The 21139-nt window shown below is 64.6% G+C and carries 21 protein-coding genes; 14 read left to right on the forward strand and 7 right to left on the reverse strand.

The window, feature by feature from the left end; all coding sequences use genetic code 11:
• Window positions 1-138: 138 nt before the first annotated feature.
• The 5 genes from AC1D3B_RS01325 (at window position 139) to dnaJ (ending at window position 4884) form a co-directional block, all read left to right on the forward strand.
• On the forward strand, window positions 139-474 hold the full coding sequence (locus AC1D3B_RS01325; protein ID WP_478188856.1) for a winged helix-turn-helix transcriptional regulator: 336 nt from the start codon (window positions 139-141) through the stop codon (window positions 472-474).
• A gap of 81 nt (window positions 475-555) precedes the next feature.
• A complete protein-coding gene (locus AC1D3B_RS01330) occupies window positions 556-906 on the forward strand; it encodes an FKBP-type peptidyl-prolyl cis-trans isomerase (RefSeq protein WP_478188857.1) in 351 nt (116 codons plus the stop codon).
• A gap of 138 nt (window positions 907-1044) precedes the next feature.
• Window positions 1045-1611 carry a nucleotide exchange factor GrpE gene (gene grpE / locus AC1D3B_RS01335; RefSeq protein ID WP_478188858.1) on the forward strand — a complete coding sequence of 189 codons (567 nt, stop codon included), beginning with the start codon at window positions 1045-1047 and terminating at the stop codon, window positions 1609-1611.
• A gap of 80 nt (window positions 1612-1691) precedes the next feature.
• Window positions 1692-3650, forward strand: coding sequence for a molecular chaperone DnaK (gene dnaK, locus AC1D3B_RS01340; RefSeq protein ID WP_478188999.1), 1959 nt, complete (start codon window positions 1692-1694; stop codon window positions 3648-3650).
• Window positions 3651-3750: 100 nt separating this feature from the next.
• Complete coding sequence (gene dnaJ, locus AC1D3B_RS01345) at window positions 3751-4884, forward strand: molecular chaperone DnaJ (protein ID WP_478188859.1); 1134 nt, start codon at window positions 3751-3753, stop codon at window positions 4882-4884.
• Between the two features lie 141 nt (window positions 4885-5025).
• On the opposite strand, the gene AC1D3B_RS01350 is transcribed toward dnaJ, so the two are convergent.
• The 3 genes from AC1D3B_RS01350 to AC1D3B_RS01360 all read right to left on the reverse strand — a co-directional run bounded on the left by AC1D3B_RS01350 (window position 5026) and on the right by AC1D3B_RS01360 (window position 7567).
• Entirely contained in the window at window positions 5026-5751 is a 726-nt protein-coding gene (locus tag AC1D3B_RS01350) for a molybdate ABC transporter substrate-binding protein (protein WP_478188860.1), read from the reverse strand.
• Window positions 5748-6737, reverse strand: coding sequence for a tripartite tricarboxylate transporter substrate binding protein (locus AC1D3B_RS01355; protein WP_478188861.1), 990 nt, complete (start codon window positions 6735-6737; stop codon window positions 5748-5750). The genes AC1D3B_RS01350 and AC1D3B_RS01355 overlap by 4 nt, the downstream gene beginning before the upstream one ends.
• Window positions 6738-6895: 158 nt before the next feature.
• Window positions 6896-7567 carry a FadR/GntR family transcriptional regulator gene (locus tag AC1D3B_RS01360; protein WP_478188862.1) on the reverse strand — a complete coding sequence of 224 codons (672 nt, stop codon included), beginning with the start codon at window positions 7565-7567 and terminating at the stop codon, window positions 6896-6898.
• Window positions 7568-7687: 120 nt separating this feature from the next.
• Between AC1D3B_RS01360 and AC1D3B_RS01365 the strand changes: the two genes are divergently transcribed.
• The 5 genes from AC1D3B_RS01365 to AC1D3B_RS01385 all read left to right on the forward strand — a co-directional run bounded on the left by AC1D3B_RS01365 (window position 7688) and on the right by AC1D3B_RS01385 (window position 14815).
• Window positions 7688-8560 (forward strand): fumarylacetoacetate hydrolase family protein, encoded by an 873-nt coding sequence (locus AC1D3B_RS01365; protein WP_478188863.1) that lies wholly within the window; start codon window positions 7688-7690, stop codon window positions 8558-8560.
• Window positions 8561-8599: 39 nt separating this feature from the next.
• The gene (locus tag AC1D3B_RS01370) at window positions 8600-9583 is read left to right on the forward strand and encodes a tripartite tricarboxylate transporter substrate binding protein (protein WP_478188864.1); all 984 of its coding nucleotides are present in this window, start codon (window positions 8600-8602) and stop codon (window positions 9581-9583) included.
• Between the two features lie 484 nt (window positions 9584-10067).
• Window positions 10068-11990, forward strand: a complete 1923-nt coding sequence (locus tag AC1D3B_RS01375; protein WP_478188865.1) for a PrkA family serine protein kinase — start codon at window positions 10068-10070, stop codon at window positions 11988-11990.
• A 27-nt stretch (window positions 11991-12017) separates the two neighbouring features.
• Entirely contained in the window at window positions 12018-13301 is a 1284-nt protein-coding gene (locus AC1D3B_RS01380) for a YeaH/YhbH family protein (RefSeq protein ID WP_478189000.1), read from the forward strand.
• Window positions 13187-14815, forward strand: coding sequence for a SpoVR family protein (locus AC1D3B_RS01385; RefSeq protein WP_478189001.1), 1629 nt, complete (start codon window positions 13187-13189; stop codon window positions 14813-14815). Before AC1D3B_RS01380 ends, AC1D3B_RS01385 begins: the two co-directional genes overlap by 115 nt.
• A 9-nt stretch (window positions 14816-14824) precedes the next feature.
• Here AC1D3B_RS01385 and AC1D3B_RS01390 read toward each other — a convergent pair whose 3' ends face one another.
• The 3 genes from AC1D3B_RS01390 to aroQ are packed head-to-tail and all read right to left on the reverse strand — an operon-like array spanning window position 14825 to window position 17024.
• A complete protein-coding gene (locus AC1D3B_RS01390) occupies window positions 14825-15460 on the reverse strand; it encodes a DNA-3-methyladenine glycosylase I (RefSeq protein ID WP_478188866.1) in 636 nt (211 codons plus the stop codon).
• Window positions 15460-16572 carry a mandelate racemase/muconate lactonizing enzyme family protein gene (locus AC1D3B_RS01395; protein ID WP_478188867.1) on the reverse strand — a complete coding sequence of 371 codons (1113 nt, stop codon included), beginning with the start codon at window positions 16570-16572 and terminating at the stop codon, window positions 15460-15462. The genes AC1D3B_RS01390 and AC1D3B_RS01395 overlap by 1 nt, the downstream gene beginning before the upstream one ends.
• Window positions 16569-17024 (reverse strand): type II 3-dehydroquinate dehydratase, encoded by a 456-nt coding sequence (gene aroQ, locus AC1D3B_RS01400; RefSeq protein WP_478188868.1) that lies wholly within the window; start codon window positions 17022-17024, stop codon window positions 16569-16571. The genes AC1D3B_RS01395 and aroQ overlap by 4 nt, the downstream gene beginning before the upstream one ends.
• Window positions 17025-17089: 65 nt before the next feature.
• Between aroQ and AC1D3B_RS01405 the strand changes: the two genes are divergently transcribed.
• Genes AC1D3B_RS01405 through AC1D3B_RS01420 form a run of 4 tightly spaced genes read left to right on the forward strand, consistent with a single transcriptional unit; the run spans window position 17090 to window position 20606 of the window.
• On the forward strand, window positions 17090-18196 hold the full coding sequence (locus tag AC1D3B_RS01405) for an S-(hydroxymethyl)glutathione dehydrogenase/class III alcohol dehydrogenase (RefSeq protein ID WP_286567130.1): 1107 nt from the start codon (window positions 17090-17092) through the stop codon (window positions 18194-18196).
• A gap of 17 nt (window positions 18197-18213) precedes the next feature.
• Window positions 18214-19116 (forward strand): alpha/beta fold hydrolase, encoded by a 903-nt coding sequence (locus tag AC1D3B_RS01410; protein ID WP_478188869.1) that lies wholly within the window; start codon window positions 18214-18216, stop codon window positions 19114-19116.
• Entirely contained in the window at window positions 19113-19979 is an 867-nt protein-coding gene (fghA, locus tag AC1D3B_RS01415) for an S-formylglutathione hydrolase (RefSeq protein ID WP_478188870.1), read from the forward strand. The genes AC1D3B_RS01410 and fghA overlap by 4 nt, the downstream gene beginning before the upstream one ends.
• An 18-nt stretch (window positions 19980-19997) precedes the next feature.
• On the forward strand, window positions 19998-20606 hold the full coding sequence (locus AC1D3B_RS01420) for a 3'-5' exonuclease (RefSeq protein ID WP_478188871.1): 609 nt from the start codon (window positions 19998-20000) through the stop codon (window positions 20604-20606).
• Here AC1D3B_RS01420 and AC1D3B_RS01425 read toward each other — a convergent pair.
• Window positions 20603-21091: a gluconokinase gene (locus tag AC1D3B_RS01425; protein WP_478189002.1), complete on the reverse strand. Its 489-nt coding sequence runs from the start codon at window positions 21089-21091 to the stop codon at window positions 20603-20605. The two genes, AC1D3B_RS01420 and AC1D3B_RS01425, sit on opposite strands and share 4 nt — an antisense overlap.
• Window positions 21092-21139 lie beyond the last annotated feature (48 nt).

Genomic DNA, 21139 nt, shown 5'->3' on the forward strand with positions numbered 1-21139 from the left:
TACAGCTATAAAACTTGTAGCAAGCGTCCATCTGGGCTATAGTCGCCGGCCGTTTCGAGTGGTCACGAGCCAGTCACAAAGAACAAACGGGCCGCGCCAAGCGCCGCCCGGCCGCGGAGCCCCGAGGAGATGAAGTCGATGAGTAGCAAGGAAAACGCAGCCATCAGCCAATTGCTTGCGCTGCTGGAAGCCCGCTACGCGCTGCGCGTCCTCTGGGCCTTGCGGGATGGCCATGCCCAGACTTTCCGGCTCCTGCAGGACAGCGTCGGCAGCATCACGCCCAATACGCTCAATACCCGCATCAAGGAGCTTCGCGAAGCCGGCCTCGTGAACCACGGCAGCGAGGGCTACAGCCTGACGCTCAGCGGCCAGGACCTCCTCAAGCGCCTCTCCGACCTGCAGGCTTTCGCCGGCAAATGGCAGCAGGGCCAGGTCAGGAAGACGCCGCCGCCTCCGCCGCCTCCCGCGCCCTAGCAGGGCCGGCAGCGCGAACGGGGTGCCGCTCCGAGATCGTTAAACTGCGCGGTTTCCTCCCTCATTCCCAAGGAGCGCTCCATGCCCACCACTCCCTCTGGCCTGCAGTACGAAGACACCTCGGTCGGCGACGGCGCCGAAGCCAAGGCCGGCCACCACGTGCACGTGCACTACACCGGTTGGCTCTACAACGACGGCGTGCAAGGCGCCAAGTTCGATTCGAGCCGCGACCGCAACGATCCTTTCGCCTTTTCGCTCGGTGCCGGCCAAGTCATCAAGGGCTGGGACGAAGGCGTCGCCGGCATGAAGATTGGCGGCAAGCGCACGCTGATCATCCCGGCTTCGCTCGGCTACGGCGCGCGCGGCGCGGGCGGCGTGATCCCTCCCAACGCGACCCTGAAGTTCGACGTCGAACTCCTGGACGCCCACTGACCAGTTCGGGCATTACCCGTCTCCCCAAATGCGCCCTCACAGGCGCATTTTTTTGCTTGAAAACACCCCGGCAGACCTCAAATGGCTGCCTATTGTTCGTTTTCACTGTTTTCCGGCGTGGCCGCCGGCTTTTTGAGCATGACTGACCCGCAAAACCATCAAGAAAATCCACAGACCCTCCAGGGCGAGCCCAGCCCCGAAGAGCTGGAGGCGGCACAGGCCGCGAACGAAGTCGACGCGCTGGCCGCAGCCCAAGGCGAGATCGCCGCGCTGAAGGCAAAGAACGCCGAACTTGCCGACCAGTTCCTGCGCGCCCAGGCCGACGTGCAGAACGCGCGCCGCCGCGCCGACGAGGAAATCAGCAAGGGCCGCAAGTTCGCGATCGAAGGCTTTGCCGAAAGCCTGCTGCCGGTGCTCGACAGCCTCGAAGCCGGCCTGTCGATCCAGGACGCCACGACCGAGCACCTGCGCGAAGGCACCGAAGCCACCCTGCGCCAGCTCAAGAGCGCGCTGGAGCGCAACAAGGTGATCGAAATCGCGCCCGCGGCCGGCAGCAAGTTCGATCCGCACCTCCACCAGGCGATCTCCGTTGTGCCTGTGCCGGGCCAGGAGCCCAACACCATCGCCAACGTGCTGCAGAAGGGCTACACGATCGCCGACCGCATCCTGCGGCCCGCCCTCGTGACCGTCAGCAGCCCGAGCTGAAAGCCAACAAGAAACCCACAGGAAATCCCCGCTTCGTCCCTTGAATCGAACCGGGTTATCCACAAGTTCACAACAACCTCATTTCAGATCCCAGGAGAAAAAGCATGGCCAAAATCATCGGCATCGACCTCGGCACCACCAATTCGTGCGTGTCGATCATGGAAGGCAACACCACGCGTGTGATCGAGAATTCGGAAGGCGCCCGCACGACGCCTTCGATCGTGGCCTACCAGGAAGACGGCGAAGTGCTGGTCGGCGCCTCGGCCAAGCGTCAGGCGGTGACCAACCCCAAGAACACGATCTACGCGGTGAAGCGCCTGATCGGCCGCAAGTTCGAGGAAAAGGAAGTGCAGAAGGACATCGACCTGATGCCCTACACCATCACCAAGGCCGACAACGGCGACGCATGGGTCGAAGTGCGCAACAAGAAGCTCGCTCCCCAGCAGATCAGCGCCGAGATCCTGCGCAAGATGAAGAAGACCGCCGAAGACTATCTCGGCGAGACCGTGACCGAAGCGGTGATCACCGTGCCGGCCTACTTCAACGACAGCCAGCGCCAGGCCACCAAGGACGCCGGCCGCATCGCCGGCCTGGACGTCAAGCGCATCATCAACGAGCCGACCGCGGCAGCGCTCGCCTTCGGCCTCGACAAGCACGACAAGGCCGACCGCAAGATCGCCGTGTATGACCTCGGCGGCGGCACCTTCGACATCTCGATCATCGAGATCGCGGACGTCGACGGCGAGAAGCAGTTCGAAGTGCTGTCAACCAACGGCGACACCTTCCTGGGCGGCGAGGACTTCGACCAGCGCATCATCGACTACATCATTTCCGAGTTCAAGAAGGACCAGGGCGTCGACCTGAGCAAGGACGTGCTCGCACTGCAGCGCCTGAAGGAAGCCGCGGAAAAGGCCAAGATCGAACTGTCGAACAGCGCCGCGACCGACATCAACCTGCCGTACATCACGGCCGATGCCTCGGGCCCGAAGCACCTGAACATCAAGCTCACCCGCGCCAAGCTCGAAAGCCTGGTGGACGAGCTGATCGAACGCACCATCGCCCCCTGCCGCACCGCCATCAAGGATGCGGGCGTCAGCGTGTCCGACATCAGCGACGTGATCCTGGTCGGCGGCATGACCCGCATGCCCAAGGTGCAGGACAAGGTCAAGGAGTTCTTCGGCAAGGAACCGCGCAAGGACGTGAACCCCGACGAAGCCGTGGCCGTCGGCGCCGCCATCCAGGGCCAGGTGCTCTCCGGCGACCGCAAGGACGTTCTGCTGCTCGACGTGACCCCGCTGTCGCTCGGCATCGAGACCATGGGTGGCGTGATGACCAAGATGATCACGAAGAACACCACGATCCCGACCAAGTTCGCGCAGACGTTCTCGACCGCCGAGGACAACCAGCCGGCCGTGACGATCAAGGTGTTCCAGGGCGAACGCGAGATCGCCTCGGGCAACAAGCTGCTCGGCGAGTTCAACCTCGAAGGCATTCCTCCGGCATCGCGCGGTACGCCGCAGATCGAGGTGAGCTTCGACATCGACGCCAACGGCATCCTGCACGTCGGCGCCAAGGACAAGGGCACCGGCAAGGAAAACAAGATCACCATCAAGGCAAACTCGGGCCTGTCGGAAGACGAGATCCAGAAGATGGTGAAGGACGCCGAACTCAACGCGGCCGAGGACAAGAAGAAGGTCGAGCTGGCCCAGGCCCGCAACCAGGGCGAAGCCATGGTCCACAGCGTGAAGAAGTCGCTGGGCGAACACGGCGCGAGCCTGGATGCCGGCGAGAAGGAAAAGATCGAAGCCGCGCTCAAGGACGTCGAGGAAGCCCTCAAGGGTGAAGACAAGTCCGCGATCGAGGAAAAGACCAACACGCTGATGAGCGCCAGCCAGAAGCTCGGCGAGAAGATGTACGCCGACGCGCAGGCCGCGGCCGGTGCGGCAGGCGGCGCGGCGGGCCCTGGCCCGGAAGCTGCAAGTGCCCCGGCGGACGACAACGTGGTCGATGCCGAAGTGAAGGAAGTCAAGAAGGGCTGATCCTCATGCCCTGACACGAGGCTGGACCCGCTGCAAGGTGGTCCAGCCTTTTCCGCTTCCTGACCCTGCTTCCTGACGACGACTCCGCCCGACCCCGACCATGGCCACCAAACGCGACTACTACGAAACCCTCGGCGTTCCCAAGAACGCGAGCGAGGAGGAAATCAAGAAGGCTTATCGCAAGCTTGCGATGAAGCACCACCCTGACCGCAACCACGGGGACTCCAAGGACGCCGAGACCAAGTTCAAGGAGGTCAAGGAAGCCTACGAAATGCTGTCGGACACGCAGAAGCGCGCCGCCTACGACCAGTACGGTCACGCCGGCGTGGACCCCAACATGCGCGGCGGCCCGGGCGCCGAAGGCTTCGGCGGCTTCGCGGAAGCCTTCGGAGACATCTTCGGCGACGTGTTCGGCCAGCGCGGCGGCCGCCAGGGCGGCGGGCGCCAGGTCTTCCGCGGCAGCGACCTGAGCTACGCGATGGAGATCACGCTCGAGGAAGCCGCCGACGGCAAGGACGCGCAAATCCGCATCCCGAGTTGGGACGATTGCGGCACCTGCAAGGGCACGGGCGCCAAGCCCGGCACCAAGGCAATCACCTGTACCACCTGTCATGGCCAAGGCGCCGTGCAGATGCGCCAGGGCTTCTTCAGCGTGCAGCAGACCTGCCCGACCTGCCATGGCTCGGGCAAGATCATTCCGGAGCCGTGTGTCACTTGCCACGGCCAGGGAAAGATCAAGAACAACAAGACGCTGGAAGTGAAGATCCCGGCCGGCATCGACGACGGCATGCGCATCCGCAGCACGGGCAACGGCGAGCCCGGCACCAACGGCGGCCCGCCCGGTGATCTCTATATAGAGATCCGGCTCAAGAAGCACGAACTGTTCGAGCGTGACGGCGACGACCTGCACTGCGTGGTGCCGGTCAGCATCACGACGGCTGCGCTGGGTGGCGAGATCAATGTTCCGACGCTCAAGGGGGCGGCGGCGATCGACATTCCCGACGGCACCCAGAGCGGCAAGCAGTTCAGGTTGCGCGGCAAGGGCATCAAGGGCGTCCGGTCCAGCTATCCGGGCGACCTTTACTGCCACGTGCGCGTGGAGACGCCGGTCAAGCTCACCGAGCACCAGCGCAAGCTCATGAAGGAACTCGACGAATCGCTCAAGAAGGGCGGCGAGAAGCACAGCCCGACCGACAAGGGCTGGTTTGACAAGGCTAAAGAGTTCTTTAGCTGACCCCCAGGCTTCGCGCACTTCGTGTCGCTACGCCCACCCCCTTTCAGGGGGCAACACCGGCGGCCCGGCGGAGCCGGTTCCGCGGTGTTTCACGAACGGGTCAGGCTTCGCCGACCTTGGGGCGGAAGCTCATTTCCTGGATCAACCGTGTGAACGCGCGTCCGCTGGCCCGGACGCAGTGATTTCGAAACCGCCCTGCTCGCGAAGGCAGCGTGACCGGGGGCCGGCGATCAGTTCGACGAAGCGACGGGCCAATCCCGGTTCGCGTGCCGTCGAGCTCACTGCGGCCGAGTAGATGGTCGCCAACTCGAACGCCTCGGGTAACGCACCCACCAGCAAGATGCCCGGCGTGTACTTGATCTCGGTGATCTGTGTGCAGCCGATGGCACCGGGCCGCGGGTCGACAGCGAGTTCGCGCATCGCCGTGGCGCCGTTCGGAAAGGTGCGCAGGCGCGACGAAACGGCATCGGCAATGCCCAGCTTCTCCAGCACCGAGGCGAAATGGATGCCGGCGGTCGAGCGTTTCGCGTCGGGGAAATAGATCGAACTTGCCGCAAGCAGGCTGGCTTTCAAGGCTTCGGCTGTCGAGATGTCGGGCACCACCTCGCCTACTTTGACGGCGACGCCCGTGCGCACCCGGCCCAATGCGGCTTCCGAACCCGGCACCAACCGGCCTTCGGCCTGCAATGCGGAGATCATGGCCTCGGTGACGATCATCACGTCGCAGGGCTCGCCAGCCAGCAGCGCCTCCTTCATCGCGCCGACGGCGCCGAAACGGCCTTCGACCTTGGCACCGGTCAGTTCCAGAAAGACGCCCTGCAAGGCCTTGACCAAGCCCTGTGCGGCGCCGGCGCAAAGGATGTTCATTGGTCGGCCTTCGCGCCAGAAAGCTTCACGATGCGGGACCACTTCTCGATGTCTTCGTTCATGTAGCGCGTGAAGTCCGCTACGTTCATGGTCATCGGCGTCGCACCCTGCGCCTTCCACGCGCGAACCACTTCGGGGTTCGAGACGATCTTCACGACCTCGGCGTTCAGCCGGTCGACGATGGCGGCGGGCGTGCCCTTGGGGGCCATCAAGCCCAGCCAGATGGTGGCCTCGTATTTCGGAACCCCGGCTTCGTTGACCGTCGGCACATCGGGCATGACGGCGGAGCGCGCCAGTCCCGTGGTCGCCATTGCCTTGACCTTGCCGCTGCGGACGTGCTCCGTCATGGTCGGCACGGCATCGAACATCATGTCGACCTGGCCGCCCAGGACGTCCGTCCGCGCACCCGCGCTGCCGCGGTAAGGAATGTGAAGGATCGACACACCCGCCATCGCCTTGAAAAGCTCGCCGGCCATGTGGTACGGCGTACCGGGGCCGGAGGATGCGTAGGAAAGCGCGCCCGGCTTCGACTTCGCCAGCGTGATCAACTGGCCCAGGTTGTTGACCGGCAGACCGCTTCGGGCCACGAGCACCAGATCGGAATAGTTGATGGCGGCGACCGGCACGAAATCGCGCATCAACTGGAACGGCTTGTTCGGGATCAGCGATTCATTGAAGGTGTGCGCGTTCGACATCAGGAGCAGCGTGTAGCCGTCCGGCGGACTCTTCGCCACGGCGTCGGTGCCGATCACCGAACCGGCGCCGGGCCGGTTGTCCACGACGAATCCCTGCCCGAGCGCTTCCTGCAGGCGCGTGGCGATGAATCGCGCATACACGTCGGCGGGTCCGCCGGCGGCGAACGGCACGACGACACGCACGGGGCGCGACGGGTAGTCCTGGGCAGCGGCCCACGGCGCGATTGCAAGCAAGGCGACGACCCACCATCGGTGCTTGGCGCGCAGACTTCGAGCCCACAATGTCTTCACGGTTGTCTCCAGGCAGTGGGACGCGAGTTGCCGTCCGATGGCGCAACTATTGGTATGGATTGGTATCAATTTACGCCAATCGGAAACCAATATAACGACCGCCGGTTCCGGGGTCAATGCAGAGCCGGGTTTGTCCGCAATGGCCCCGCGGCGCCGGCTCAGTACCCAAGCAGGTTGCGGCGGACGTGCACGAGGTGCCCGACGCAGAGTTCGCTGGCGCGTGCGCCGTCGCGATCCTTCAGGGCGGCGACCAGTTCGCGATGTTCGCGCTGGTAGTCCAGGCGGCGCTCGGGTGTCGCGCTCTTGCGCTTGAGCATGCCCCACTCGCTTTGGGCTCGCACCTCGTTCATGCGCTGGAAGACGGTCGAGATGAAGGCGTTGTGCGCGGCATCGGCGATGGCCTCGTGCAGCCGACCGTCCCACAGTTCGAACTCCTCGATCGTGCCCGCGGCTTCGCCCTTGTCGCAGCAACTGTCCATTCGGTCGAAGTCGGCCTGGGTGGCGTTGCCGATCACCATCGCGATGATCGCGGGTTCTAGCACCAGGCGGGCACTCATCAGTTCCGCCGGGCTGGTCGCGAGCGGTGAACCGCCGTGGGTGATGTCCGCCAGCGCTTGCGTCACCTCGTCGCTGACATAGGTGCCGCTGCCCACCGTCTGCGTGATGAGTCCCTTGACCTTCAGGTCCGCCAGGACCCGGCGAACCGTCGATCGGCTGAGACCGTATTGCCCGCTCAGCTCCCGCTCGGTCGGCAACCGATGGCCGGCTCGCCATGCACGCGATTTGAGGTTCTCGAGAATGGTTTCCCGGAGGGTCAGGGCACTGTGCACGATCGCGAGGCTGAAAGGTTGAAGGGCGGGCGCGCCGATCGTATCAACCCGACCCGCGCAAGCTCTATTGTGCGCTTGGTATCGGATTGGTAGCATTTGGTCGACATTCAGGAGATCGTTTTGCGCGTTGCTACATATCAGTATCAAGGCCGGCGGCAGGTGGGCCTCATCTCGGACGATGGCGCGACCGTCCGGGCGTTTCAGTTCGACGCACCGCGAACCCGCCGCGGCGCGCTTGCCCTCATCGAGGAACGCGCTTCGGGCGCCACGCAACTGCCGCCGGTCGGCGAGCCCATCCCGTTCAGCGAAGTAAAGCTCGAAGCGCCGCTGCCCATGCCGCGCCGCAACATCTTCTGCGTGGGCCGGAACTACCACGCGCACGCCAGGGAACTGTCCGAATCCGTCTTCAAGGACAGCGCTGTCAAGACCGATGCATGGCCGATCGTGTTCACCAAGGTGCCCGAGTGCGTGGTCGGCCCCAACGACGAAGTCCGGCTGCCGGGCGAAGCGATCTCCGCCCAGATCGACTACGAAGCCGAACTGGCCGTCGTTATCGGCAAGGCCGGCCGCAACATCTCGCGCGACGATGCGCTGTCACACGTGTTCGGCTACACCATCGTCAACGACGTGACGGCGCGCGACGTGCAGATGCGCCACCAGCAATGGGACCTTGGCAAGTCCTTCGACACCTTCTGTCCGATGGGTCCGTGGATCGTGACCGCCGACGAACTGGACGGCATGCGCACCCGGGTGCGTTGCTGGGTCAACGGCGAGTTGCGGCAGGACGGGCAGACCACCGACCTCATCTTCGACATCCCGACACTGATCGAAACGTGCTCGCGCGGTATCACGCTCCATCCCGGCGACGTGATCGCGACCGGCACGCCGGCGGGCGTCGGCATGGGGCTGACGCCGCCGCAATACCTGAAGACGGGCGACGTGGTGCGCATAGAGATCGACGGGCTCGGCACGCTGGAGAACCGGTTCGCCTGAACCGCCCCTGCCCCCAAAGAAACTACGGAGACAAGTCACATGCATCAACCACGACGCGCGCTGCTGCGCGCGGCGCTCCTGGCAGCCGCGTGCTGCGCGACCACCGCCGCACTCGCGCAGGGCGGCTGGCCCGACAAGCCGATCACGATGATCGTGCCCTTCCCTCCCGGCGGCGTTGCCGACACGGTCGCGCGGCCGGTGGCCGAAGCGCTCTCGCGCGAACTGAAGCAGCCCGTGATCGTCGAGAACAGGGCCGGCGCGGGCGGCGCGGTCGGCATCGGCTTCGTGGCCCGCGCACCGGCCGACGGCTACACGGTGCTGCTGAGCCTCTCGTCGATCTCGATCCTTCCCGAGGCCGACGCGATCCTGGACCGCAAGCCGGCCTATCAGATGAACCAGTTCAAGCCGATCGCGCGCTTCACCGCGGATCCGACCGTGCTGGTCGTGCGCGCCGATGCACCGTGGAAGACGCTATCGGAGTTCATCGCCGACGCACGCGTCAAACCCGGTACTTACAACTACGGCAGTTCAGGCAACTACGGGACCATGCACGTGCCGATGGAGATGCTGAAGAACTCCGCCGGCTTCCGGATGACGCACATCCCTTACACGGGCGCGGGCCCGGCCATCGTTGCGCTGCTCTCGGGCCAGGTGGACGCGGTGGCCAGTGGCCCGTCTACCGTGGTGCAGCAGATCAAGGCCGGCAAGCTTCGCGCCCTGGCGCACTGGGGCGACAAGCCGCTTGCCGCATTGCCCGACGTGCCCAGCCTCGAGCGGGCAGGTTACAAGGTGAAGTTCGCGCAATGGTCGGGGCTCTTCGTGCCCGCCGCGACGCCGGACGACATCGTGCGCAAGCTGCGCGCCGCATCCGCCAGAGTGGCCGTGGATCCCGCCGTGGTGCAAGTCATCGAACGCGCTGGCAGCCCCCTGGCCTACCTCGATGCGCCCGAGTTCCAGACCTACTGGGACGCCGATGCGAGCACGATGACCGAGGCGGTGCGGAAGATCGGCAAGGTCGAGTAGAGCTTGCGCCAAAAGGCGTATAGCCTGCACGGAAAAGGCGGCCCCGACGGCCGCCTTTTTCCGTTGCGTCCGCTGGCTTGCAAATATTGCACCGCGATTGTCGCGCTTTGCGTGTTTGTCCGTATGCCTGCAGCCGAACAAGAGCGTTCAATCGAAAACAGATGTTAAAGAAATATGGAAGGAACGGACACGCGCTGATGACGAATCCCGACAGCTTCGGCCGTCGCGCGCGCACCGACTTCCGATTGTTTCGATCGACGCAACCGTCCTTTCCATGAACTTTTTCTGCTTCCTGTTGTTCTTACCCGAAAAGCAAGAAAAGCAATTTGCTCGACGCGTTGTTTGTTCTATGCTTTGATCAAGTTACTGCTTGGGGAGTTAATCCAAAGCGTGCACACATTACCTGGCACCATTCCTGCGAACGATGCAACGTGTGCAGCACGGAGACTCCGGGCAGCGCCCCGCTGACTCGATGGAGGTGTCTATGGATGTCATCAGCAACTTCGCCGCTCGTTACGAGCGTACGCGCGAAGAGGTCCTGTCCCTGCAGGAATATCTCGAGATCTGCAAACGGGAGCCCATGGCGTATGCCACAGCGGCCGAACGGATGCTCGAAGCCATCGGTGAACCCGAACTGGTGGACACGCGCAACGACCCCAGGCTGTCGCGCATCTTCGCCAACAAGGTCATCAAGATCTACCCGGCTTTCCGCGAGTTCTACGGCATGGAGGACGCCATCGAGCAGGTGGTGTCGTACTTCCGGCATGGCGCGCAGGGGCTGGAGGAAAAGAAGCAGATCCTCTATCTGCTGGGCCCGGTCGGCGGCGGCAAGAGCTCGATCGCCGAGCGCCTGAAGCAGCTCATGGAGCACGTGCCCTTCTATTCGATCAAAGGTTCGCCGGTCAACGAAACGCCGCTCGGCCTGTTCGATGCGACGGAAGACGGCGACATCCTCGAAAAGGAGTACGGCATCCCTCGCCGCTACCTGCAGCGCATCCTCTCGCCCTGGGCAGTGAAGCGCCTCGAGGAATTCGGCGGCGACATCCGCAAGTTCCAGGTCGTGAAGCGGTACCCGTCGGTGCTGCGCCAGATCGCGGTCGCCAAGACCGAGCCGGGCGACGAGAACAACCAGGACATCTCCTCGCTGGTCGGCAAGATCGACATCCGCAAGCTCGAGGACTACGCGCAGGACGATCCCGACGCCTACGCCTACTCCGGTGGCCTCTGCCTGGCCAATCAGGGCCTGCTGGAGTTTGTCGAGATGTTCAAGGCGCCCATCAAGGTGCTGCACCCGCTGCTGACGGCCACCCAGGAAGGCAACTTCAAGGGCACCGAAGGCTTCGGCGCCATTCCGTTCGACGGCATCGTTCTCGCGCACAGCAACGAGAGCGAGTGGAAGGCCTTCCGCAACAACAAGAACAACGAGGCTTTCCTCGACCGCATCTACATCGTCAAGGTGCCGTACTGCCTGCGCGTATCTGAAGAGATCAAGATCTACGAGAAGCTCGTGCGCAACTCGTCGCTCGCCGCAGCGCCCTGCGCTCCCGGCACGCTGCGGATGATGGCGCAGTTCTCAGTGCTCACACGCCTGAAGGAGCCCGAGAATTCGAGCATCTTCAGCAAGATGCAGGTCTATGACGGTGACAACCTGAAGGACACGGACCCCAAGGCCAAGTCCATCCAGGAGTACCGCGACTACGCCGGCGTCGACGAGGGCATGAGCGGCACCTCCACGCGCTTCGCGTTCAAGATCATCTCCAAGGTCTTCAACTTCGACAGCAGCGAGGTGGCGGCGAACCCGGTGCACCTCATGTATGTGCTCGAGCAGCAGATCGAGCGCGAGCAGTTCGCGCCCGAGACGGAGCAGAAGTACCTGTCCTACATCAAGGAGTTGATGGCGCCGCGCTACGCGGAGTTCATCGGCAAGGAGATCCAGACGGCGTACCTCGAAAGCTACTCCGAGTACGGCCAGAACATCTTCGACCGCTACGTGACCTACGCCGACTACTGGATCCAGGACCAGGAGTACCGCGACCAGGACACCGGCGAGGTCTTCGATCGCGGATCGCTCAACGCCGAGCTCGAGAAGATCGAGAAGCCCGCGGGCATCAGCAACCCGAAGGACTTCCGCAACGAGATCGTCAACTTCGTGCTGCGTGCGCGTGCCGGCAACGCGGGCAAGAACCCGCTGTGGACCAGCTACGAGAAGCTGCGCACGGTGATCGAGAAGAAGATGTTCTCCAATACCGAGGAGCTGCTGCCCGTCATCAGCTTCAATGCCAAGAGCAGCGCCGACGAACTCAAGAAGCACGAGGACTTCGTCAATCGCATGGTGCACAAGGGCTACACCGCCAAGCAGGTGCGTCTGCTGTGCGAGTGGTATCTACGCGTTCGCAAGAGCTCATGATGAGCTGAAGGAGTTCCGGCCGTGGCCATGCTGCAGCAGATCATCGACCGCCGGTTGTCGGGCAAGAACAAGTCCATTGGCAACCGCGAGCGTTTCCTGCGGCGCTATCGCGAGCAGATCGGTGAAGCAGTGCGACGCGCCGTCAGCGGCCGCGGCATCCGCGATCTCGAGCAGGGCGAGGACATCACGCTGCCCAAGCGGGATGTGTCCGAGCCGGTGTTCGGCCATGGCCAGGGCGGCGACCGCGAGTACGTGCATCCCGGCAACAAGGAGTACGTCAAGGGCGACCGCATCGAGCGGCCGCAAGGCGGCGGCGGCTCAGGCAGCGGCTCGAAGGCCGGCGACGGCGAAGGCGGCGAGGACGACTTCGTCTTCCGCCTGACCAAGGAGGAGTTCATGCGGGTCTTCTTCGAGGACCTCGCCCTCCCCCACCTGATCCGCACGCAGCTCGCCGAAGTGCCCGAATGGAAGAGCCATCGCGCCGGGTTCGTCAGCGACGGCAATCCGAGCAACCTGCACGTCGTCCGCTCGATGCGCGGCGCATTGGCGCGGCGCATCGCGCTCGGCGGCGATTCACGGCGCGAGATTCGCGAGCTCGAGGCCCACCTGCTGCACCTGCAGCGCAGCCCCCGCGCATCCGATGCGATGGTGCAACGCGAGATCCGCGAGACCGAGGCCAAGCTCGAGGAGCTTCGCACCAAGGGACGGCGTGTGCCCTTCCTTGACCCGATCGACCTGCGCTACCGCAACCGCGTGAAGGTACCGGTGCCGTCCGCCAAGGCGGTGATGTTCTGCCTGATGGACGTCTCGGGCTCCATGGACGAGGCGCGCAAGGACATGTCCAAGCGCTTCTTCATGCTGCTGTACATGTTCCTCACGCGGCACTACGAGAAGATCGACCTCGTCTTCATCCGCCACCACACGCAGGCGGCCGAGGTGACCGAGGAAGAGTTCTTCCACGCCACCGAGACCGGCGGCACCGTGGTCTCCAGCGCCCTGACACTGATGAACGAGATCATCCGTGCCCGCTACCCCAGCAACGAGTGGAACATCTACGGCGCGCAAGCCAGCGACGGCGACAACTGGCACCAGGACAGCGGCCGCTGCCGCGAACTCCTGAGCGAGCACCTGTTGCCGGTGGTCCGCTACTACGCCTACGTCCAGGTGGCCGAGGCCGAGCAGAACATGTGGGAGGAATACACCCAGCTGGTCGGCTCGCACAAGAACTTCGCGATGCGCAAGGTGGCCGACGTGCAGGACATCTATCCGGTGTTCCGCGATCTGTTCAAGAAAGAGAGGGCCCAGGCGTGAACGAAAAGACCCGCACTCCGTTGCCCAGCCCCTCGGACTGGACCTTCGAGCTGATCGAGCAGTACCACGGCGAGATCGCCCGCGTGGCGCGCGGCTACAAGCTCGACACCTACGCCAACCAGCTCGAAATCATCACGGCCGAGCAGATGATGGATGCCTACGCGTCGGTGGGCATGCCGGTCATCTACCGCCACTGGTCCTACGGCAAGCAGTTCATCTCCACCGAAAAGAACTACCGCCGCGGCCACATGGGGCTGGCCTACGAGATCGTGATCAACTCCGATCCGTGCATCGCCTACCTCATGGAAGAGAACACCATGGCGATGCAGGCCCTGGTGATCGCCCATGCCGCCTACGGCCACAACAGCTTCTTCAAGGGCAACTACCTCTTCAAGATGTGGACGGACGCTTCGTCCATCATCGACTACCTGGTCTACGCCCGGAACTACATCAGCGAGTGCGAGGAGCGTCACGGCGTGTCCGCCGTCGAAGACCTGCTGGACTCCTGCCACGCCCTGATGAACCACGGCGTCGACCGCTACCGCCGGCCCCAACGCCTGTCGCTCAGCCAGGAACAGACGCGACGCGAGGAACGGGAGCACCATCTGCAGCAGCAGGTCAACGACCTCTGGCGCACCGTGCCCCGCCGCAGCGGGCGCACGGCGGAGGAAGAAGAGGCATCCAGGCGCTTTCCGGCGGAGCCGCAGGAGAACCTGCTGTACTTCATCGAGAAAAATGCACCATTGTTGGACCCATGGCAACGCGAAGTGGTGCGTATCGTGCGCAAAATCGGGCAGTACTTCTATCCGCAGCGCCAGACGCAGGTCATGAACGAGGGCTGGGCGACCTTCTGGCACTACACCCTCCTCAACACGCTCTACGACGAAGGCCTGCTGGCTGACGGCTTCATGATCGAGTGGCTGCAGTCGCACACCAACGTGGTGTTCCAGCCGCCCATCGGCCATCGCGCGTACAGCGGCATCAATCCCTATGCCCTGGGATTCGCGATGTACACCGATCTCCGGCGTATTTGCGAAAAGCCGACCGAAGAGGACAGGCGCTGGTTCCCGGACCTGGCGGGTACGCCGTGGCTGACCTCGCTCGATTACGCGATGCGCAATTTCAAGGACGAGAGTTTCGTCGGCCAATTCCTCTCGCCCAAGCTCATGCGCGATTTCCGCTTTTTTGCGGTGCGCGACCAGGAAAGCGAATCCGAGCTCGAGGTGTCCGCCATCCACGACGACAGCGGCTACCGCCAGCTGCGCGAATCGCTGTCGCGCCAGTACGACCTCAACCACCGCGAGCCCAATATCCAGGTCTGGAGCGTCAACCTGCGCGGCGACCGGTCGCTCACGCTGCGCCACACGCAGCACAACAACCGCCCGCTGCACGACGACTCACAGGAAGTCCTCAAGCACGTAGCGCGGCTGTGGGGCTTCGACGTGCACCTGGAAAGCGTCGACAGCCAGGGCCGCGTGACGCACCGCAAGGTGCCGGGACCTCAGTCAGCCTAGCCCGCCGGATCAGCGCGGCAGTTTGAGCTTTGCGCGGGCCTTCAGCGCCTTTTCGCGCGCATGGCAGCCTTCGATGTGGTCATTCACGAGCCCCATGGCCTGCATGAAGGCATAGACGGTCGTCGGGCCGACGAAACTCCAGCCGCGCTTCTTCAGGTCCTTGGACATCGCCACCGACTCGGACGAAGTCGTCATCGCCCGCAATGCCTCGTGCGTGATTTTCTTCGGCCGCGAGGCGTGGTCCGCTTCGAAGCCCCACGCATAGGCGGCCAGCGAGCCGAATTCCTCGCGCAGTTCGAGCACACGCTGGGCGTTATTGATGGCCGACTCGATCTTTCCGCGGTGGCGCACGATCCCCGCATCGGCGAGCAGGCGCGAGATGTCCTTGGCGCCGAAGCGTGCGACCCGCTCCGGCTCGAACTGCGCAAAACCGCGCCGGAAGGCCTCTCGCTTGTTGAGGATGGTCAGCCAGCTCAGCCCCGCCTGGAAGCCTTCGAGACACAGCTTCTCGAACAGGCGCCGCTCGTCAGTGACCGGAAAGCCCCATTCGCTGTCGTGGTAATCCTGATAGACCTGCGTCGACTCGCACCAGCGGCAGCGCAAGGCGCCATCAGTGCCTTCGAACAGGCCAGCCCGTTCGACCATCACGCGGTGGCCTGGCGGTACTTCTGCCAGGCGTCGGAGGTCGGTGTGGTTCCGGCACCCGGCTCTTGCGGCAGCCCGAAGTGGCCATCGGACACTTCGGCCGGATCGGTGAAACAGGCCTTGATCCAGGGGATGTACTCCAGCACCTCGCAGGCAGGATGCGCATAGCTCAGGTGCACATGCACCTGGCTCATGTCGCCCGCATGCGGCGCCACGGGCAGCCGGAATGCGTGCGCGGCCTCGCAGACCTGGAGGACTTCGGTGATACCGCCCATCCGCGTCACGTCCGGCTGCACCCAGTGGATCGCCTGCTGCGCGAAGAACTCGGAGAAGGCATCGGCCGTGTAGAGCTGCTCGCCGAGCGCGACCGGGATGCGCGTGGCGCGCGCCAACTGGGCGTGGCCCTTGACGTCGTCGTACCAGAGCGGCTCCTCGAACCAGAACACATCGGACGCCTCGGCGCCACGGCAGAAACGCAGGCAATCCGCGAGGCTCCACTTGCCGTTGCCGTCGACCGCCAGCGTGACGGACGACCCGATCGCCTTGCGCACCGCTTCCAGCCGGCGCAAATCGCGATCCACGGTCGAACCGACCTTGATCTTGATGCCGGTGAAGCCCTCGTCCACTGCACGCAGGGCGCCTTCGACCAGCTTGCCGTCGGAGATGCTCAGCCAGCCGATGTCGGTGTTGTAGGCCCGGACCTTCTGGCGCACCTGGCCGCCGAGCAGCTTCCAGAGGGGCACGCCGGCCGACTTGGCCTTCAGGTCCCACAACGCGATGTCGATGGCGGCGAGCGACAGCGTCGTGATGCCGCCGCGGCCGATCCATTGCAGCGCGGGGTTGCGCGCGAGCTTGAGCCACAGCCGGTGCACGTCGTTCGCGTCTTCGCCGATCAGCAGCGGCGCGTGGCAGGTCTCGATGCACCGCGTGATGAGCTGGTCGCCGGGCAGGTGCGCATGCGTGCCGGTGAAGCCGTAGCCCTTGAGGCCATCCTCGGTTTCGACCTGCGCACCAACCACGCCCCAATGCGTGATGCTGTGCGTGCTGTCGGCGATCTGGCTGCCGGTGACCGGCACGTGCAGGATGAAGGGCTGGACGGACTCGATCTTCATTTCGCCTCGCTCACGCGCACCAGCGCCTCGATCGCGAGCGGGTAGCCCTTCACGCCGAAGCCGACGATGATCCCGCGCGCCGCGGGCGAGATATACGAGTGATGGCGAAATTCCTCGCGCGCATGCACGTTGGAGATGTGCAGTTCGATCAGCGGCACGTTCGCACCCTTGATCGCATCGTGCAGCGCGACCGAGGTGTGCGTGTAGGCACCAGGGTTCATGACCACGCCGAGCATGCGACCCGCCGCGACTTCGCGGCCGGCCTCGTGGATCCAGTCGATCAGTTGCCCCTCATGGTTGGACTGGCGGCATTCGATCTCGACGCCGACCTTGGTGCCTGTTTCGGCGCACATGCGCTCGACATCGGCCAGCGTTTCGTAGCCGTATTGCGCGGGCTCTCTCGTGCCGAGCAGGTTCAGGTTCGGGCCATTGAGTACAAGGATTTTCTTCATGACATGTCTCTCCTGTGCCGGGCATCTTATAGTGATCGGCTCCTCCGAACCGAATCAACAAGACCATGAAAACCAAAGCCGCCGTCGCCTGGAAATCCGCCGCGCCCCTGACCATCGAAACCGTCGACCTCGAAGGTCCCCGCTTCGGCGAGGTGCTGGTCGAGATCAAGGCCACGGGCATCTGCCACACCGACTACTACACGCTCTCGGGCGCGGACCCGGAAGGTATCTTCCCGGCCATCCTCGGCCATGAGGGCGCGGGCATCGTGGTCGACGTCGGCCCCGGCGTGACCACACTGAAGAAGGGCGACCACGTCATTCCGCTCTACACGCCGGAATGCCGGCAGTGCAAGTTCTGCCTCTCGCGCAAGACCAACCTCTGCCAGCTCATCCGGGGCACCCAGGGCAAGGGCCTGATGCCCGACGGCAGCAGCCGCTTCAGCCTGGACGGCAAGCCCATCTTTCACTACATGGGCACCAGCACCTTCAGCAACTACACGGTCGCGCCGGAGATCTCGCTGGCCAAGATCCGCGAGGACGCGCCCTTCGACAAAGTCTGCTACATCGGCTGCGGCGTCACCACCGGCATCGGCGCGGTGATCTTCACGGCCAAGGTCGAAGCCGGTGCGAATGTCGTCGTGTTCGGTCTCGGCGGCATCGGCCTGAACGTGATCCAGGGCGCGAAGATGGTGGGCGCCGACAAGATCATCGGCGTCGACCTGAACCCGGCGCGCGAAGCGATGGCGCGCAAGTTCGGCATGACGCACTTCATCAACCCGAAGGACACGCCGAACGTCGTGGACGCCATCGTGCAACTGACCGACGGCGGCGCCGACTACAGCTTCGAGTGCATCGGCAATACCCAGGTGATGCGCCAGGCGCTGGAATGCACGCACAAGGGCTGGGGCCGCAGCATCATCATCGGCGTGGCCGAGGCGGGGGCGGAGATCAGCACGCGGCCCTTCCAGCTCGTGACCGGCCGCAAGTGGGAAGGCTCGGCCTTCGGCGGCGCGCGCGGGCGTACCGACGTGCCGAAGATCGTCGACTGGTACATGGAGAACAAGATCAACATCGACGACCTGATCACGCACACCATGCCGCTGGAGGACATCAACAAGGGATTCGACCTCATGAAGAGCGGAGAGTCCATTCGTGGCGTAGTCCTGTATTGAGGATCGACATGCAGGTCATGCAAGCACCACACACTGTCCGGGCCGGCGTGCTCGACATCGCGTACTTCGAGTCGGGCCCCGCCGACGGCCCACCGGTGCTGCTCATGCATGGCTTTCCGTACGACATCCACAGCTACGTCGACGTTGCGCCGATGCTGGCCGATGCCGGCTGCAGGGTCATCGTGCCGTACCTGCGTGGCTACGGCGCGACGCGCTTCCTGAGCGACGCGACGCCGCGCTCGGGCGAGCAGGCGGCCTTGGGCGCGGACCTGCTGGCGCTGCTGGATGCGCTGGCGATCCCGCGTGCCGTGCTGGCCGGCTACGACTGGGGCGGCCGGGCGGCTTGCGTGGTCGCGGCACTCTGGCCCGAGCGCTGCGCCGGGCTGGTCTCTTTCAACAGCTACAACATCCAGAACATCGCGAAGGCGATGGAACCGGAAGTCGCGGAAAACGAACTCCGGCTCTGGTACCAGTACTACTTCCACAGCGAGCGCGGGCGCGCAGGTCTTGCGGCCGACCGCCGGGGCATCACCCGGCTGTTGTGGCGGCTCTGGTCACCGACGTGGCAGTTCGACGAAGCGACTTTCGAGCGCAGCGCCGCAGCCTTCGATCATCCGGATTTCGTCGACGTGGTGATCCACTCCTACCGCCACCGCTTCGGCCTCGTGCCGGGCGATCCGGACTATGCCCACATCGAGGCGCGGCTGGCCGCGCAACCGCCCATCACCGTGCCGACGATCACCTTCGACGGCGCCGACGACGGCGTGCGGCCGGTGGCGGACGCTTCCGCACACGCGCACCGCTTCACCGGACAGCGCTCGCACCGTGTCGTGCCCGGCACCGGCCACAACATGCCGCAGGAGGCGCCTCGCGTATTCGCCGATGCGGTGCTCGAACTGACACCCGCACTCAAGACATGACAGACACTTTGAAGACACTTTCCGAACACCGCTGCTTCGGCGGCGTGCAGCGCTTTCACGAGCACGCCTCGCGCGAGATCGGCCTGCCGATGCGCTTTTCGGTCTACCTGCCGCCACAGGCAGAGCACGGCCCCGTGCCCGCCGTGCTGTACCTCGCGGGCCTGACGTGCAACGAGGAAACGTTCATGGTCAAGGCCGGCGCACAACGCGTTGCAGCCGAGTTGGGCCTTGCCCTGATCGCGCCGGACACCAGCCCGCGCGGGCCGGAAGTCGAAAAGATCGAAGGTGCGACGGCAAGCTGGGACTTCGGCATCGGCGCCGGCTTCTATCTCGATGCGACCGCCGAGCCCTGGGACGCGCACTGGCGCATGGAGAGCTGGCTGGTCCATGAGCTGCTCCCGCTGGTCACGAAGGCCATGCCGGTCGACGACCGGCGCATCGGCGTCTTCGGCCACTCGATGGGCGGCCATGGCGCGCTCACGCTTGCGCTGCGCCATCCGCGCCGGTTCAAGTCGCTGTCGGCCTTGGCGCCGATCTGTGCGCCTTCTCAATGCCCGTGGGGCAAGAAGGCGTTCAGCGGCTACCTCGGCAATGACACCAGCGCCTGGCTGGCGCACGACGCCTGTGCGCTGATGCAGTCGCAGGTGGTCGCGCCCTACCCGGAAGGCATCCTGGTCGACCAGGGCCTGGCGGACAAATTCCTGGCCGAGCAGTTGCACCCGCATCTGTTCGAAGCCGCCTGCTTTGCAGCCGGTCAGCCGCTTTCGCTGCGTCGACACGAGGGTTACGACCACGGGTACTACTTCATCCAGAGCTTCGTCGCCGATCACCTCTCCCATCACGACAAGATTCTCCGGCGCTGAACCCCATCCTCCCCTCGAATGAACACTCCCCTCCCCCCGCTTCCTGAACGCGAAGAGATTGCGTTGCTCGAACCCTTCGAAGGCCTCGGGCTGCAAGACATCCGCGTGGTCGCCACGCCGCAGGATGCGCAGGACGCCACGAAAGCGCTGCTGGCCAGCGGCGTAGTGGGATTCGACACCGAATCGAAACCGACCTTCGCGAAATTCGAGGTGTCCGGCGGTCCGCACGTCGTCCAGTTCGCGACGCTCCACGAGGCGTGGCTATTCCAATTGCACCGAACGGAGCTGCATGGCGAACTGGGCGCATTGCTTGCCTCGACGGAACTGACGAAAGTGGGCTTCGGGCTGTCGAGCGACCTGGGGCTGATCCGCCAGCGCTTCGGCGTGGAGCCGCAAGCCGTGTTCGACATCGACTCCGAGTTCCGCCGCCTCGGCTACCGCAAATCGGTCGGTGTGAAGACCGCGGTGGCGCTGATGTTCAACCGCCGCTTCATCAAGTCGCGCAAGGCGACCACGTCGAACTGGGCCAACCGGCAGCTCACCGATGCGCAGTTGCGCTATGCGGCCAATGATTCCTACGCGGCGATCCGCGTGTTCGACGCACTCGGGCTTCGGGCCGTTGCCTAGTCCGACGGGACGCCGACGGCCAGCCAGGTGCGCGTGCGCTCGACGAGTTCTTCCTTGGGCGCCGTCGCGTCGAGTTCCAGCACCCCGGGCTCACCCACCGGCGATTCGAGCGTCGCGAACTGGTTGGCGACCAGACTTGCCGGGAACATGTGCGCGCCAGCCCGGGCGGCGACGCGGCGCTCTGATTCCTCTCTGGTGAGCGCCAGGAACAGGAAACGCAACTCCGGCACCGCCGCTCGGAGCCGGTCGCGGTAGTCGCGCTTGAGCGCCGAGCAGGTGAGCACCGCACCTTCCCGATGGCTCGCCAGCTCCCGGCCCAGCGTCGCCAGCCAGCCTGCGCGATCGTCATCGGTGAGCGCGATGCCGGCGCGCATCTTGCTGACGCTTTCCTGCGAATGGAAGTCGTCCCCTTCGATCAACGGCAGCGCCAGTTCCCGCGCGAGCGCCGCGCCGAGGCTGGACTTGCCGCAGCCGGAAACACCCATCACCACCAGCCAGTGAAACTTGCTGTCTTGTGCGGGAACGTAAAGCTG

The sequence above is a fragment of the Variovorax sp. P5_A3 genome (assembly GCF_056400665.1).